The organism is Kitasatospora sp. NPDC059646, assembly GCF_042734615.1.
Classification (GTDB): domain Bacteria; phylum Actinomycetota; class Actinomycetes; order Streptomycetales; family Streptomycetaceae; genus Kitasatospora.
On the sequence record NZ_JBHWDS010000032.1, the window covers coordinates 1 to 14,780 of the forward strand.

Sequence of the window (14,780 nt, forward strand, 5' to 3'; positions counted from 1 at the left end):
CGCGACCCGTCAGGATCAGCTGCTTGGTTCTCAAGGGATTGGCCGCCCCGGGACCGTCCACACAGATGCGTGTCCGGTGCTCCCTGCCGAGCGACCAGTGAACACTACGCCGGATCCGCGCCAGGTGCAAACACCGCTCGGCGTCAGTCGCCGGCCGCGCGCCCTCGGCAGGTCTTGAGCGATCGCTCAAGCCTCTGGCATGATGACCGCGCCACGGATTGAGCGATCGCTCAAATCCACCGACGGGGGGACTTCCATGCCTGGTCAGAGGCGGCGCTCGGCCGAGCCGATCTACGTCGAGCTGTCGATGCGCACGGATCGGGACACGCTCTGGGAGCTCACCCAGCAGCCGCGGCACCACCAGCGCTGGGACGCCCGGTTCAGCCGGATCGACTACCTGCATCCGCCCGAGCCGCAGCCGCCCGGCGAGGTGCGATGCGGTGCGCCGGTCCGGTTCCGGTATCTGCTGGGGCCGGCGCTGGCGGGGACGGGGGCGACCACGGCGGAGCGGTGGCGGGCGGACGGGCAGCGGGTGAGTGCGCTGCGCTTCGTCGCCGACTCGAGGTGGTCCCCGCTCCAGGAGGGCTCGGGGTACTGGCGCTACCTGCCGGGCACCGGACCGGACGGCGTCCCGACGGTCACCTTCGTCACCGGTTACGACTACCGGAGTTGGCCTTGGCGCGGCGGGGCGCAGCTGGACCGGTGGCTGGTGCGGCCGTTCGTCGGGTGGTTGACGGCGTGGTCGTTCGATCGCCTGCGGCTGTGGGCGGAGCGCGGCGTGTCTCCGGAGCGGGCGTTGTGGCACGGGCTGGGCGAGATCGCGGCGCGGGCGGCAGTCGCGGCGCTTGCGGCCTGCGGCGCTGTGGCGGCGACGGGCCGGCCCGCAACGGGTGTGCTCACCGCCGGGGCAGTGCTGGCGCTTTCCGCACTCGTGCCGCCGTCCCCGCTCACCCCGGCGGCCCGCCGCTGCCGACGGCGTCCACGGAGGAGGACGGTCCGTCCGCCGAGGCTGCTGGCCGCGCTGGCCGCGCCGCCCGCGGCGGACAGCGTCGTCGGTGCCCGACGGCGGACCCCGGCGGTTCCGAAGACCACCACGAGCACCTTGGAGCAGGCATGACCATCACTGCTGTCGCCCCGTCCGTCTCCCCCAGCGCCGCCCGGACCCGTTCGATCTTCCGTGCGGCGCTCGGCAAGGACTTCGACCGTCTGCACCCGGAGTTGCAGCGCCGGTTCGGTTTCTCCAGTGCGGACGGGATCGCGTGCATCGGTACGGGACGGATGGAGCGGATCGAGCGCGGGTCCCGCTGGTTGGTGCCGTTCCTGTGGGCGGGGACGCGGCGCAACATCCTGTTCCCGGAGCAGGGGCGGGAGGTGCCGTTCACGATCGCCAATTACGCGTACCGGGACGGGTTCGGGCGGGAGACGGTGACGTTCGTGCGGACGTTCCAGTTCACCCGGCCGCGGCGGTTCGACGCGACGATGGTGGCGGCGCCGGGGCGGCCGGGGACGGTGCTCGACTATCTGGGGACGCATCAGCACCTGGCGGTCGGTCTGCGGCTGGGGGTGACGCCGCGCGGCGGTCTGGTGATCTCCTCGGCGGCGCACCGGGTGGCTTCGCTGGTCGGGGCGCCGGCGCTGCCGGAGTGGGTGACGGGGCGGGCGGATCTGCACGAGTGGTTCGACGAGGAGGCCGGCCGGTTCCGGATCCGGGTGCGGGTGACCAATCCGGTGGTGGGGCTGGTGCTGGGGTACCAGGGGTGGTTCACGGCGGAGTATCCGCGGGTGGGGGCGGAGGGGATTCCGCGTCATGTGCGTCCGGTCCGCGAGTACCTCCGGGGGTAGCGGGATGCGTACGACTGTCGGGGCCGGGCGGCGGCTACGCTGCGGCGCATGAGCGACACACGTGAGCGGTTGATGGATGCGGCCATCGGTGCGCTCAAGCGGCAGGGGATCTCGGGGGTTTCGGCGCGGAGCATCGCCGCCGAGATCGGGGCCAATCAGGCGCTGGTGTTCTACCACTTCAAGACGGTGGAGGGGCTGCTCGCGGCGGCGGCGCTGCGCGAGACGGGGCTGCGGCTGGAGCGGTACCGGGAGCGGTTCGCGGAGGTGGAGTCGCTGCGCGAGCTGCTGACGGTGGGTCAGGAGCTGCACGCGCGGGAGCGGGAGGAGGGGAACGTCGCACTGCTGGGGCAGTTCCTGGCAGGGGCGACGGGGTACCCGCAGCTCGCCGAGGTGACGGGGGATGCGCTGCGGCTGTGGACGGTGGAGATCGAGGCCGTCCTGACCCGGCTGTTCGCGGGTCATCCGCTGGCGGAGTTCCTCGATCTGGCGGGTCTGGCGCGGGCGGTGACGGCGGGCTTCGTCGGTCTGGAGCTGTACGACGGCGTGGACCCGGCGGGGGCGGCGGGGGCGTTCGCGGCGCTGGACCAGCTGGGGGTGCTGGTCGAGGTGGTGGACGGGCTGGGTCCGGTGGTGTCGCGGGCGGTGCGGGCGACGGTGCGTCGGCAGGTCCGGAACAACGGGGCGGAGTAGCCGCCCGGAGCAGGAACGCCGAACGGCCGGCCCCCTGGCAGGGGCCGGCCGTTCGGCGTGGGGCGGGTGTCAGCTGTTGGTGGGGAAGCCGAGGTTGATGCCGCCGTGCGAGGGGTCGAGCCAGCGCTGGGTGACGGCCTTGCCGCGGGTGAAGAACTGGACGCCGTCGGCGCCGTAGGCGTGGCTGTCGCCGAACAGCGAGGCCTTCCAGCCGCCGAAGGAGTAGTAGGCGACGGGGACGGGGATCGGCACGTTGATGCCGACCATGCCGACCTCGACCTCGTTCTGGAAGCGCCGGGCCGCGCCGCCGTCGTTGGTGAAGATGGCGGTGCCGTTGCCGTACGGGTTGTTGTTGATCAGTTCCAGGCCCTCGTCGTAGGAGGGGACGCGGACGACCGACAGGATCGGGCCGAAGATCTCGTCGTTGTAGACGGACATGCCCGGCTTGACGTGGTCGAACAGGGTGGGGCCGAGCCAGAAGCCGTCGGTGGTGGGGGCGCCGTTGGCGTCCTCGCCGGTGATGGCGTGCTTGCGGCCGTCAACGGCGAGCTCGGCGCCGTCGGCGACGCCGGACTCGACGTAGGAGGTGACCTTGTCGCGGTGGACGCCGGTGACCAGCGGACCCATCTCGGAGTCGCCGTTGCAGCCGGGGCCGACCTTGAGGGTGGCCATCCGCTCCTTGATCTTGGCGACCAGTTCGTCGCCGATCGGGTCGACGGCGACCAGGACGGAGACGGCCATGCAGCGCTCGCCGGCCGCGCCGAAGCCGGCGTTGATGGCGGCGTCGGCGGCCAGGTCGAGGTCGGCGTCGGGGAGCACCAGCATGTGGTTCTTGGCGCCGCCGAGGGCCTGCACGCGCTTGCCGTAGCGGGTGCCGGTCTCGTACACGTAGCGGGCGATGGGGGTGGAGCCGACGAAGGAGACGGACTTGACGTCCGGGTGCTCCAGCAGGCGGTCGACCGCGACCTTGTCGCCGTGGACGACGTTGAAGACGCCGTCGGGGAGGCCGGCCTCCTTCCACAGTTCGGCGAGGAAGTTGGCGGCGGACGGGTCCTTCTCGGAGGGCTTCAGGACGACCGTGTTGCCGGCCGCGATGGCGATCGGGAAGAACCACATCGGCACCATGGCCGGGAAGTTGAACGGCGAGATGATGGCGACCGGGCCGAGCGGCTGGCGGATCGAGTAGACGTCGACGCCGGTGGAGGCCTGCTCGGTGAAGCCGCCCTTGATCAGCTGCGGGATGCCGCAGGCGTACTCGACGACCTCCTGGCCGCGGGCGAGCTCGCCGAGGGCGTCGGAGTGCACCTTGCCGTGCTCGGAGACGATGATCGCGGCGAGTTCGTCCTTGCGGGCGTTGAACAGCTCGCGGAAGTTGAACAGCACCTGGGTGCGCTTGGCGATGGACGCCTTGCGCCAGGAGGTGAAGGCCTGGGCGGCGGCGGCGACGGCCTGGTCGACCTCGGCGATCTCGGCGAAGTCGACCTGACCGGTGACCTGGCCGGTGGCCGGGTCGAAGATGTCGCCGCGGCGGGGCGCGGTTCCGGCGGTGGCGACGGACTGGCCGCCGATCCAGTGCGTGATGTGCTTGCTCAAGGGTCTCTGCCTCCGATGTCCACGGATGTCCCGCGCTCGTTCTCCAGTCTGCGCGGCCTGCCCGGCCCGCTCAACGAGCACCCTGACGGGGAACCGCGATTCACCCTTACAGGTCGTCGGAGGTGTCCGGCCCGTCGTTCGGGGCGTCGTCGGGGTCCAGGTACGGGTCGTGCAGTCCGTCGGCGAGTTCGGTGGTCTCCAGCAGGTCGAGCCGCAGGTCCTGGGCCCAGCTCTCGGCCCACTGCCGGGTGTCGTCGGCGCCGGACGGGAGCGGCGCGGCGGCGCTCTCCAGCCGGTCGGCGAGCGTCGCGGCGGTGAACTCGTCGTCGAACGCGGCGGCGAGGGCGAGGAGTTGGCCTTCGCGCAGCCGGGCGGTGAGGGCGTGCAGGGTGAACAGGTCGGCGGGCAGGGCGCGTTCGCACAGGGTGAGGACGGCGAGGGCGGCCGCGTCCTCCAGCGCGGCGACCGGGACGGGGGCGTCCGCGGGGAGCGCCGGCGGGCGGGTCAGCGGTTCCCGCCGCAGCTCGATGCCCGTCCTGGACTCGCCGTCCGCCACGGTGAGTTGGTGGCGGCGGGCGGTGCCGGGGGTGTCCTCGGCGCGGTGGCCGGCGGCGCGCAGGGTCTCGGCGAGTCCGGCGGCGAGGTCGCCGAGCGGCGGGCCTTCGGTGGTGACCAGCAGCAGGTCGGCGCCGTGGGTGCGGACGGGCAGGCCGTGCAGGCGGAGCGCGTCCGGTCCGGCCAGCGCGAGGGCGTGCCGGAGGCAGTACGGCTGCGCGTCCGTGAGCAGGCGGGTGCGCCGGTCGAGGATGGGCGGCCCGGGGTCGGCGGTGCTGGTGTCCATGGGGACAGTGTGGGCCGTTCAGCGCGGGAATCGCGGGCAGTGCAGGTGCGCGGCGGCGTCGTGCAGGGCGAGTTCGAGCGCGGCGGGGTCGACGAGGCGTCCGCTGCGGTGCGGGGGGATCAGCCAGTGCGGGCCGCGGCCGGGGCGGTCGGGGTGCGGGACGGCGATCCAGGTGCCGTCGCCGGAGCGGCGGATGCCGGTGCCGAGCCAGCGGTCGGCGGTGCCGACGGGGACGAGGAAGCCGACGGTGTCGTCGACCGGGTCCTCCAGGACGGGTCCGCCGCCGGGCCGGTCGAGCAGGGCGGCGGCGGGTCGGCCGAGCGGGCCGGGGGCGTGCAGGACGTCCCAGCGGCGGCCGGCGGGCAGCAGGGCGAGGCCGAGGCCGGTGCGTTCCCAGTGGCGGCGGCAGCTGTCGGGGTCGGTGGCGGCGTCGGCCAGCCAGTGCAGGGCGCTGGGGTGGCGGGTGGTGCTCACGTGCGGTTCCTCGTCTCTCCCGGTGACGGGCAGCGGGCGGGGTGCCTGCTGTCGCCACCGGGGAGAGCGGGGTACCGGTGATCTCTTACACGGGTCGCGGGCCGGCGGCGGCCCGGCGTTCCGTCAGCGGTCGCCGAAGACGGTGCGGTGCCAGTCCTTGCGGGCGACCGCGGTGGTGTCGAACATGACGTGCTTGACCTGGGTGTACTCGTCGAGCGAGTACTGCGACATGTCCTTGCCGTAGCCGGAGGCCTTGTATCCGCCGTGCGGCATCTCGCTGATGATCGGGATGTGGTCGTTCACCCAGACGCAGCCGGCGGCGATCTCGCGGGTGGCGCGCAGCGAGCGGTGGATGTCGCGGGTCCAGGCGGAGGCGGCCAGGCCGTAGGGGGTGTCGTTGGCGAGGCGCAGCCCCTCTTCGTCGCTGTCGAACGGCAGGACGACGAGCACGGGGCCGAAGATCTCGCCCTGGACGACCTCGCTGTCCTGGGCGGCGCCGGTGATCAGGGTGGGACGGTAGTAGGCGCCGCGGGAGAGGTCGTGGCCGTCGTGGCCCTTGCCGTCGGCGGGGCCGCCGGTGACGACGGTGGCGTAGGAGCGGGCGCGCTCGACGAAGCCGGCGACGCGGTCGCGGTGGGTGAAGGAGACCAGCGGCCCCATGTCGGTCTGCGGGTTCAGCGGGTCGCCGAGGCGGATCGCGGCGTACAGCTCGGCGACGCCGGCCACGAAGGCGTCGTACAGCGGGCGCTGCACGTAGGCGCGGGTGGCGGCGGTGCAGTCCTGGCCGCTGTTGATCAGCGAGGCGGCGACGGCGCCGTGCACGGCGGCGTCCAGGTCGGCGTCGTCGAAGACCACGAACGGGGCCTTGCCGCCGAGTTCGAGGTGGGTGCGCTTGACGGTGGCGGTGGCGATCTCGGCGACCCGCTTGCCGACGGCGGTGGAGCCGGTGAAGGACACCATGGCGACGTCGGGGTGGCCGATCAGGTGCTCGCCGGCGGTGCGGCCGGCGCCGGTGACGACGTTGACGACGCCGTCCGGAATGCCGGCGTCGGTGCAGGCGCGGGCGAACATCAGCGAGGTCAGCGGGGTGATCTCGGCGGGCTTGAGGACGATGGTGTTGCCGGCGGCGATGGCCGGGAGGATCTTCCAGGCGGCCATCTGCAGCGGGTAGTTCCACGGCGCGATGCTGCCGATCACGCCGATCGCCTCGCGGCGCACGTACGAGGTGTGGTCGCCGCTGTACTCGCCGGCGGCCTTGCCTTCGAGGTTGCGGGCGGCGCCGGCGAAGAACGCGGTGTTGTCGATGGTCCCGGGGACGTCGAACTCGGTGGACAGCTTGATCGGCTTGCCGGTCTGCGCGGTCTCGACCCGGGCGAACTGGCCGGCCCGCTCGCTCAGGATGCCGGCCAGGCGGTTCAGCGCCTCGGAGCGGGCGCCGGGGGTGGCGCCGGACCACTCGGGCAGCGCGGCGCGGGCGGCGGCGACGGCGGCGTCGACGTCGGCGGCGGCGGCGAGTTCGACCTGCTGGACGGTGCTGCCGTCGGCGGGGTTGACCACGTCGAACGGTTCTCCGCCGGAGCTCCGGGTCGGGCGGCCCGCGATGTACTGCGCGCCGTCGTTGAAGCTGGTCAGGTCCATGAGTTGCCTCCATTGCCTACTCGACCCGGCCGACGATGCCTCGGTTCGGGCCCTCGGGGCAAGGGTCACTCAGCAACGCCCCGACCGGGCGGCCTTACAGGCTGCAAGGCTTGCCCCGGGCAACAGTGCGTCGCGCGTGGGCATGATTCACTTGACACCCTGAAACCCCATGGAGGTGTCCGCGATGCTGCCCACCGTCGCCCGCGTGCTCGATCTCGACGTGATGCGGCGAGGCCTGCCCCAGGTGGTGGCCGGCGCCGGCGCGCTGGAGCGCCCGGTGCGCTGGGTGCACGTCAGCGAGCTGCCGGACGTGGCGGGCGTGCTGCGCGGCGGCGAGCTGGTGCTGTCCACCGGCATCGCGCTCCCGGAGGACCGGGACGGGCTGGCCCGCTACGTGCGGGAGCTGGCCGAGATCGGGGTGGCCGGGCTGGTGATCGAGTTCGGCCGGCGCTACTTCGACTCGCTGCCGCGCGCCCTGGTCGCGGCGGCCGAGCGGCACAACCTGCCGCTGGTGGCGCTGCGCCGGGAGCTGAAGTTCGTCGCGGTCACCGAAGCGGTGCACGCCCTGGTGGTGAACGCGCAGCTGGAGCAGCTGCGGGTGTCCGAGGCGGTGCACCAGGTGTTCAACGAGCTGGCCACCGAGGGCGCGGAACCCGCCGAGGTGGTCCGGCAGGTCGGCCGGATGGCGGGCGCGCCGGTGGTGCTGGAGAACCTCGCGCACCAGGTGCTGGCGCACGATCCGGCGGGCCGCGGCGAGCACGAGCTGCTGGAGAACTGGGAGCACCGCTCGCGCGGCGTCAACCCGCCGGGCCGCACCGGCTACGACCCGCGGTCGGGCTGGCTGGTGACCACGGTCGGCGCGCGCGGCCAGGACTGGGGCCGGCTGGTGCTGGTCGACGAGCCGGTGCCGCTGCCCCCGGACGTGCCGCACCCGCACGCGATGCTGCTGGAGCGGGGCGCGGCCACCCTGGCGCTGAACCGGCTGGTGGTGCGGGACCGCGAGTCGCTGGAGCGGCAGACCCACCGCACCCTGCTGTCGGGCATCCTCACCCATGCGCTCACCGTCTCCGAGGTGTCGCTGCGCGCGCAGGCGCTGGGCGTCCCGTTGGAGGGCCGCCGGCTGGTCGGCGTGGTGCTGAGGCAGCGTCAGGGCCCGTTGCCCGCCGCCCTGGAGGCGCAGGCCCGGCTGCGGGACTTCACCGAGCTGGCCGCCACCGCGATCCGCTCGTCCCGGCTGTCCGCGCTGGTCGGCGCGCTGGACGACGAGGGCGTGGGCGTGCTGGTCGCGCTCGGCTCGCAGCAGGACGAGCACGCCTCGCTGGAGGCGTTCGCGGCGGCGCTGCGCCGGCTGTCCGCGGAGGCCGGGCGGGACGGCGCGGCGGCCGAGCCGGTGATAGCGGTCGGCTCCTCGGTGGGCTCGGTGCGCGACGCCCGCCGCACCCTGCTGGAGGCCACCCAGGTCGCCGACGCCGCCCTGCACGACGCCCCGGGCAACCGCGCCGCCTACTACCGGCTGCCCGACGTCCGGCTGCGCGGCCTGCTCCACCTCCTCCGCGACGACGAGCGCCTGCAGACCTACGTGGAACGCGAGCTCGGCCCGCTGCTCGCCCACGACGCGGAGCACGGCGGCCAGTTGGTGCAGATGCTGCGGATCTACCTGGAGCAGGGCCGCAACAAGTCCGCGGCGGCCGACGCCGCCCACCTGTCCCGCCCGTCGTTCTACGACCGCCTCCACAAGGTGGAGCGCATCCTCGGCGTGGACCTGGACCAGGTGGAGTCCTGCCTGTCGCTGCACGTGGCCCTGCTGGCGCTGGACGCGGTGCGCCGCTGACGGCGGGTCAGCGCGGGCCGAGGGCGACGAGCCCGGCGAGTTCCTTCTCGGCGACCTCCAGCGCGGCCAGCGACCCGTCCGCGAAGTGCAGGTCGGTGCGGTCGGACATCCAGGTGTGCCGGGGCTCGACGCGGCGCAGGTGGGCGTACGGCAGTTCGCCGAGCAGGCGCGGGGTGCGGCCGAGGCCGCCGGCCAGCAGGATCCGCCGGTCGGTGAAGACGATCAGCACGTCGTCGTTGTCGTAGCCGCTGTCGGCGGAGCGCACCGCGACGACGAACCGGCCGGCCTGGCTGGGCCAGCCGCCGGTCAGGCCTCGGCCGCGGAAGAGCCGGCGGAGGCTGCGGATCAGGCCCCAGGTGCAGTCCTCGATCAGGTCGGCGACGAAGTCGCCGAGGTTGAACAGGACGAACAGGCAGCCGAACCCGGCCTCGGCCACGCCTCCGGAGCGCGCCGTGCGGTAGCGGCGCGGGGTGCGGCGGATCAGGTCGCAGAGGTCGGCGTCCACGATGCCGAGCACCCGCTCCCCCGGGGCCGGCAGATGGGCGATCTTCGGCAGGTGCTCCCCGCCGTACTGGACGGCGCCGAACGCCGGTGCCGCGCCGCCGAGTTGTCCGGGACGGACCCGAAACCCCTGCTCCCCCATGCCATCTCCAGGATCGTGCCACGATTCGGCCGGTCATCGTACCGAGCCCGGGTGCTGCCGCCGGCAGCACGAAGGCCCCGGGCGGTCGCCCGGGGCCTGGTGGGCCGACGGTTCGTCAGGCGGTGTGCGCATCCGTGAGGGTGAGCACCTCGTCCAGCACCGCGAGGCCGGTCTTGGCGTCCTCCTCGCTGATGTTGCACGGCGGGACGACGTGGAAGCGGTTCATGTTGACGAACGGCCACAGGCCGCGCTGCTTGCACGCCGCGGCGAGCTGCGCCATCGGCGCGTTGTCGGCGCCGGCCGCGTTGTACGGCACCAGCGGTTCGCGGGTCTCGCGGTTCTTGACCAGGTCGAGCGCCCAGAACACGCCGAGGCCGCGGACCTCGCCGATCGACGGGTGACGCTCCGCCAGCTCGCGCAGGCCGGGGCCGAGCACGGTCTCGCCGATGTGCTTGGCGTGCTCCACGATGCCTTCCTCGGCCATCGTCTTGATGGTGGCCACGGCGGAGGCGCAGGCCAGCGGGTGGCCGGAGTAGGTGAGGCCGCCGGGGAACGCCTTCTGCGCGAAGGTCTCGGCGATCGCCCCGGAGATGGCCACGCCGCCGAGCGGCAGGTAGCCGGAGTTGACGCCCTTGGCGAAGGTCAGCAGGTCGGGGGTGATGCCCCAGTGGTCGGCGGCGAACCACGCGCCGGTGCGGCCGAACCCGGCCATCACCTCGTCCAGGATGAAGACGATCCCGTACTTGTCGCAGATCTCCCGGACCCCCGCCAGGTAGCCGGCCGGCGGCACCAGGATGCCCGCGGTGCCGACCACGGTCTCCAGGATGATCGCCGCGACGGTGCCGGGGCCCTCGAACGCGAGGGTCTGCTCCAGGTGCGCGAGCGCCCGCTCGCACTCCTGCGCCTCGTTCTCGGCGTGGAAGTTGGAGCGGTAGGCGTACGGGCCCCAGAAGTGCACGATGCCGGAGACGCCGGTCTCGTTCGCCCAGCGGCGCGGGTCGCCGGTCAGGGTGATCGCGTTGGCGGTGGCGCCGTGGTACGAGCGGTAGGTGGAGAGCACCTTGTGGCGGCCGGTGTGCAGCCGGGCCATCCGGATCGCGTTCTCGTTCGCCTCGGCGCCGCCGTTGGTGAAGAAGATCTTGTCCAGGTCGCCGGGGGTGCGCTCGGCGATCAGCCGGGCGGCCTCGCTGCGCGACTCCTCGGCGAAGCCGGGGGCGATGGTGCACAGCTGGGCGGCCTTCGCCTGGATCGCGGCGACCACCTTCGGGTGCTGGTGCCCGATGTTGGTGTTCACCAGCTGCGAGGAGAAGTCCAGGTAGCGGTTGCCGTCGTAGTCCCAGAAGTACGAGCCCTCGGCACCGGCCACCGCGAGGGGGTCGATCAGGGCCTGGGCGGACCACGAGTGGAAGACGTGTGCGCGGTCGGCGGCCTTGACGGCCTGCCCGGCGACCGAGTCAGCGGAGGGAGTGCTCATGCGCCCAGCGTAGGGACGCACCCCTCCTCGCAGGCAGGTGCAGCCTGTCACGGAGGGCGTGTCGCGGCCTGACAACGTGAAGGGGCGCGAGGACAAGGCCCTCGCGCCCCTTCTCCCGCAGGTCGGGTCAGATGGCGGTCATGACGTGCTTGATCCGGGTGTAGTCCTCGAAGCCGTAGGACGACAGGTCCTTGCCGTAGCCGGACTTCTTGAAGCCGCCGTGCGGCATCTCGGCGACCAGCGGGATGTGGGTGTTGATCCACACCGCGCCGAAGTCCAGGCGGCGGGACATCCGCATCGCGCGGGCGTGGTCCTTGGTCCAGACCGAGGAGGCGAGCGCGTACTCGACGCCGTTCGCGTACTCGACGGCCTGCTCCTCGTCGGTGAACTTCTGCACGGTGATGACCGGGCCGAAGACCTCGTTCTGGATGATCTCGTCGTCCTGCTTCAGGCCGGAGACCACGGTCGGGGCGTAGAAGTAGCCGACCTCGCCGACCCGGTGGCCGCCGGCCTCGACCTTGGCGTGCGCGGGCAGGCGCTCGATGAAGCCGGTGACCTGCTTCAGCTGGTTGGCGTTGTTGAGCGGGCCGTACAGCACGTCCTCGTCGTCGACGCCGCCGGTCTTGGTGTCCTTGGCGGCCTTGGCGAGGGCCTCCACGAACGCGTCGTGGATCGACTCGTGCACCAGCACGCGGGTGGCGGCGGTGCAGTCCTGGCCGGCGTTGAAGTAGCCGGCGACCGAGATGCCCTCGACGGCCTCGGCGATGTCGGCGTCCTCGAAGACCACCACGGGGGCCTTGCCGCCGAGCTCCAGGTGGACCCGCTTGACGTCCTTCGCGGCGGACTCGGCGACCTGCATGCCGGCCCGGACCGAACCGGTGATGGAGGCCATCGCCGGGGTGCGGTGCTCGACCATCAGGCGGCCGGTCTCGCGGTCGCCGCAGATCACGTTGAAGATGCCGGCCGGCAGCTCCATGTCCTTCAGGACGCCGCCGATGATCTCGGCGAGCAGCACGGTGGAGGCGGGGGTGGTGTCCGACGGCTTGAGCACGACGGCGTTGCCGGCGGCGATCGCCGGGGCGAACTTCCAGACGGCCATCATCATCGGGTAGTTCCACGGCGCGACCTGCGCGCAGACGCCGACCGGCTCGCGGCGGACGATCGAGGTCATGCCGTCCATGTACTCGCCCGCGGCCTTGCCCTCCAGCAGGCGGGCGGCGCCGGCGAAGAAGCGCAGCTGGTCGACCATCGGGCCGATCTCCTCGGAGAGGGTCAGCGCGCGCGGCTTGCCGGTGTTGCGGACCTCGGCGTCGACGATCTCGTCGGCCCGGGCCTCGACCGCGTCGGCGATCTTGAGCAGCAGCTTCTGCCGGGTGGACGGGGTGGCGTCGCGCCAGATCGGGAACGCGGCGGCGGCCGCTGCCATCGCGGCGTCCACGTCGGAGGCCCCGGACAGCGGGGAGGTCGCGTACACCTCGCCCGTGGTCGGGTCGACGATGTCGAGCGTGCGGCCGTCCGCAGCGTCGACGAACTCGCCGTTGATGTAGTTGCGCAGCGTACGAAGCTCGCTCACGGTCTCTCCTCGGTCTGGGCCTGCGTCGTTGCAGCCCCGGGCGCCAGATTACTCCGGGCCCGGTCGGTCACAGCATGTCAACGACAGGCCACGATCGGCGGTGTTCACGCTCGCGCGTGTACGTAGCCAGACTACCTGCGGCACTGCCGTAATCGACAGAGCCCTGCCCGAAGTGCCACGCATTCCGTTCTTGATCATCAAAACCACGACGAAATCAGCAGAACCACCGCTTGCGATTCCTTCGCCCGTCGGGCACAGTGTCGGCGTGGCCAACCGTGACCGGAACGCCAGCGTTCCCCTCGACGCCGCCTCCAAGGCGATCATCGAGCAGCTCCAGGAGGACGGGCGCCGTCCGTACGCCGCCATCGGCAAGGCCGTGGGCCTGTCCGAGGCGGCCGTCCGGCAGCGCGTCCAGAAGCTGCTCGACCAGGGCGTGATGCAGATCGTCGCCGTCACCGATCCCCTCACCGTCGGCTTCACCCGCCAGGCGATGGTGGGAATCCGCGTCGAGGGCGACATCGAGCCGGTCGCGGACGCGCTGGCCGCGTTCGACGAGGTCGACTACGTGGTCTGCACCGCGGGCTCGTTCGACCTCCTCGCGGAGCTGGTGTGCGAGGACGACGAGCACCTCCTCGAACTGATCAACAAGCGCATCCGCTCGCTTCCCGGCGTGCGGAGCACCGAGAGCTTCGTTTACCTGAAGCTCCGGAAACAGACCTACACCTGGGGCACCCGATGACAGCCGAGCCGGCGCAGAAGGACCTTTCCAAGACCGCCTACGACCACCTGTGGATGCACTTCACCCGCATGTCGTCGTACGAGAACTCCCCCGTGCCGACGATCGTCAAGGGCGAAGGCACCTACGTCTGGGACGACAAGGGGCGCAAGTACCTCGACGGGCTCGCCGGCCTGTTCGTCGTCCAGGCCGGCCACGGCCGCGAGGAGCTGGCCGAGGCCGCTGCCAAGCAGGCCAAGGAGCTCGCCTTCTTCCCGGTGTGGAGCTACGCCCACCCGAAGGCCGTCGAGCTGGCCGAGCGCCTGGCCAACTACGCGCCGGGCGACCTGAACAAGGTCTTCTTCTCCACCGGTGGCGGCGAGGCCGTCGAGACCGCCTGGAAGCTCGCCAAGCAGTACTTCAAGCTGACCGGCAAGCCGACCAAGTACAAGGTCATCTCCCGCGCCGTCGCCTACCACGGCACCCCGCAGGGCGCCCTGTCGATCACCGGCCTGCCGGGCCTGAAGGCCCCGTTCGAGCCGCTGGTGCCGGGCACCCACAAGGCCCCGAACACCAACATCTACCGCGCCCCGTCCTTCCTGGCCGGCCCCGACGGCACGGTGGACCCGGAGGCGTACGGCCGCTGGTGCGCCGACGAGATCGAGGTGGCCATCCTCAACGAGGGCCCCGAGACCGTCGCCGCCGTCTTCGTCGAGCCGGTGCAGAACGCCGGCGGCTGCTTCCCGCCGCCGCCCGGGTACTTCCAGCGCCTGCGCGAGATCTGCGACCGCCACGACGTGCTGCTGGTCTCGGACGAGGTCATCTGCGCCTTCGGCCGCCTCGGCACCATGTTCGGCGCCGACAAGTTCGGCTACCAGCCCGACATGATCACCTGCGCCAAGGGCATGACCTCGGGCTACTCCCCGATCGGCGCCACGATCATCTCGGACCGCCTCGCCGAGCCGTTCTACAAGGGTGACAACACCTTCCTGCACGGCTACACCTTCGGCGGCCACCCGGTGTCCTCCGCGGTGGCGCTGGCCAACCTCGACATCTTCGAGCGCGAGGGCCTGAACCAACACGTCCTCGACAACGAGTCGAAGTTCCTGGCCACCCTGAACAAGCTGCGCGACCTGCCGATCGTCGGCGACGTCCGCGGCAACGGCTACTTCTACGGCATCGAGCTCGTCAAGGACAAGGTCACCAAGGAGTCGTTCAACGACGACGAGGTCGAGCGCGTCCTGTACGGCTTCCTGTCCAAGGCGCTGTTCGACAACGGCCTGTACTGCCGCGCCGACGACCGTGGCGACCCGGTCGTCCAGCTGGCCCCGCCGCTGATCTCCGACCAGTCGACCTTCGACGAGATCGAGCAGATCCTGCGGACCAGCCTGACCGACGCGTGGGCGAAGATCTGATCACCTGAGCCTTCTTCCCCACCCTCCACCGAAGGGCGGCCCCGACACCTC

General features: G+C 72.1%; 13 protein-coding genes. 6 read left to right on the forward strand and 7 right to left on the reverse strand.

From position 1 onward, the window contains the following. Positions 1 to 256 precede the first annotated feature (256 nt). From ACFV1L_RS22275 to ACFV1L_RS22285, 3 genes are read left to right on the forward strand one after another with little or no spacing between them, the layout of a single operon-like run. Positions 257 to 1,117, forward strand: a complete 861-nt coding sequence (locus tag ACFV1L_RS22275) for a hypothetical protein (RefSeq protein ID WP_380368263.1) — start codon at positions 257 to 259, stop codon at positions 1,115 to 1,117. After that, the gene (locus ACFV1L_RS22280; protein WP_380368264.1) at positions 1,114 to 1,842 is read left to right on the forward strand and encodes a DUF4166 domain-containing protein; all 729 of its coding nucleotides are present in this window, start codon (positions 1,114 to 1,116) and stop codon (positions 1,840 to 1,842) included. Before ACFV1L_RS22275 ends, ACFV1L_RS22280 begins: the two co-directional genes overlap by 4 nt. A 48-nt stretch (positions 1,843 to 1,890) precedes the next feature. Next, a complete protein-coding gene (locus tag ACFV1L_RS22285; protein WP_380368265.1) occupies positions 1,891 to 2,532 on the forward strand; it encodes a TetR/AcrR family transcriptional regulator in 642 nt (213 codons plus the stop codon). Positions 2,533 to 2,601: 69 nt separating this feature from the next. On the opposite strand, the gene ACFV1L_RS22290 is transcribed toward ACFV1L_RS22285, so the two are convergent. From ACFV1L_RS22290 to ACFV1L_RS22305, 4 genes are all read right to left on the reverse strand, one after another. Further along, positions 2,602 to 4,125, reverse strand: coding sequence for a CoA-acylating methylmalonate-semialdehyde dehydrogenase (locus tag ACFV1L_RS22290; RefSeq protein ID WP_380368266.1), 1,524 nt, complete (start codon positions 4,123 to 4,125; stop codon positions 2,602 to 2,604). Positions 4,126 to 4,231: 106 nt separating this feature from the next. Beyond that, a complete protein-coding gene (locus ACFV1L_RS22295) occupies positions 4,232 to 4,966 on the reverse strand; it encodes a hypothetical protein (RefSeq protein WP_380368268.1) in 735 nt (244 codons plus the stop codon). 18 nt (positions 4,967 to 4,984) lie between these two features. Next, a complete protein-coding gene (locus tag ACFV1L_RS22300) occupies positions 4,985 to 5,440 on the reverse strand; it encodes a hypothetical protein (protein ID WP_380368269.1) in 456 nt (151 codons plus the stop codon). A gap of 123 nt (positions 5,441 to 5,563) precedes the next feature. Then, positions 5,564 to 7,078 (reverse strand): gamma-aminobutyraldehyde dehydrogenase, encoded by a 1,515-nt coding sequence (locus ACFV1L_RS22305; protein WP_380368271.1) that lies wholly within the window; start codon positions 7,076 to 7,078, stop codon positions 5,564 to 5,566. Positions 7,079 to 7,247: 169 nt separating this feature from the next. On the opposite strand from ACFV1L_RS22305, the gene ACFV1L_RS22310 reads away from it, so the two are divergent. Beyond that, complete coding sequence (locus tag ACFV1L_RS22310) at positions 7,248 to 8,909, forward strand: PucR family transcriptional regulator (protein WP_380368273.1); 1,662 nt, start codon at positions 7,248 to 7,250, stop codon at positions 8,907 to 8,909. 7 nt (positions 8,910 to 8,916) lie between these two features. Here the strand turns inward: ACFV1L_RS22310 and ACFV1L_RS22315 are convergent, their stop codons facing one another. From ACFV1L_RS22315 to ACFV1L_RS22325, 3 genes are all read right to left on the reverse strand, one after another. Further along, on the reverse strand, positions 8,917 to 9,552 hold the full coding sequence (locus tag ACFV1L_RS22315) for a hypothetical protein (protein WP_380368275.1): 636 nt from the start codon (positions 9,550 to 9,552) through the stop codon (positions 8,917 to 8,919). Positions 9,553 to 9,667: 115 nt separating this feature from the next. After that, complete coding sequence (locus tag ACFV1L_RS22320) at positions 9,668 to 11,026, reverse strand: aspartate aminotransferase family protein (protein WP_380368277.1); 1,359 nt, start codon at positions 11,024 to 11,026, stop codon at positions 9,668 to 9,670. Between the two features lie 127 nt (positions 11,027 to 11,153). Next, positions 11,154 to 12,599: a gamma-aminobutyraldehyde dehydrogenase gene (locus ACFV1L_RS22325; protein WP_380368279.1), complete on the reverse strand. Its 1,446-nt coding sequence runs from the start codon at positions 12,597 to 12,599 to the stop codon at positions 11,154 to 11,156. A 265-nt stretch (positions 12,600 to 12,864) separates the two neighbouring features. On the opposite strand from ACFV1L_RS22325, the gene ACFV1L_RS22330 reads away from it, so the two are divergent. Together ACFV1L_RS22330 and ACFV1L_RS22335 are read left to right on the forward strand one after the other, a co-directional pair. Then, entirely contained in the window at positions 12,865 to 13,338 is a 474-nt protein-coding gene (locus ACFV1L_RS22330; RefSeq protein WP_014138339.1) for an Lrp/AsnC family transcriptional regulator, read from the forward strand. Continuing rightward, positions 13,335 to 14,729 (forward strand): aspartate aminotransferase family protein, encoded by a 1,395-nt coding sequence (locus ACFV1L_RS22335; protein ID WP_035866597.1) that lies wholly within the window; start codon positions 13,335 to 13,337, stop codon positions 14,727 to 14,729. The genes ACFV1L_RS22330 and ACFV1L_RS22335 overlap by 4 nt, the downstream gene beginning before the upstream one ends. Positions 14,730 to 14,780: the final 51 nt, after the last annotated feature.

Coding starts and splice junctions, on each gene's coding strand:
- ACFV1L_RS22285 (WP_380368265.1), top strand. CDS start 1,891: ATGAGCGACACACGTGAGCGGTTGATGGATGCGGCCATCGGTGCGCTC.
- ACFV1L_RS22280 (WP_380368264.1), top strand. CDS start 1,114: ATGACCATCACTGCTGTCGCCCCGTCCGTCTCCCCCAGCGCCGCCCGG.
- ACFV1L_RS22335 (WP_035866597.1), top strand. CDS start 13,335: ATGACAGCCGAGCCGGCGCAGAAGGACCTTTCCAAGACCGCCTACGAC.
- ACFV1L_RS22320 (WP_380368277.1), bottom strand. CDS start 11,026: ATGAGCACTCCCTCCGCTGACTCGGTCGCCGGGCAGGCCGTCAAGGCC.
- ACFV1L_RS22275 (WP_380368263.1), top strand. CDS start 257: ATGCCTGGTCAGAGGCGGCGCTCGGCCGAGCCGATCTACGTCGAGCTG.
- ACFV1L_RS22310 (WP_380368273.1), top strand. CDS start 7,248: ATGGAGGTGTCCGCGATGCTGCCCACCGTCGCCCGCGTGCTCGATCTC.
- ACFV1L_RS22315 (WP_380368275.1), bottom strand. CDS start 9,552: ATGGGGGAGCAGGGGTTTCGGGTCCGTCCCGGACAACTCGGCGGCGCG.
- ACFV1L_RS22305 (WP_380368271.1), bottom strand. CDS start 7,078: ATGGACCTGACCAGCTTCAACGACGGCGCGCAGTACATCGCGGGCCGC.
- ACFV1L_RS22295 (WP_380368268.1), bottom strand. CDS start 4,966: ATGGACACCAGCACCGCCGACCCCGGGCCGCCCATCCTCGACCGGCGC.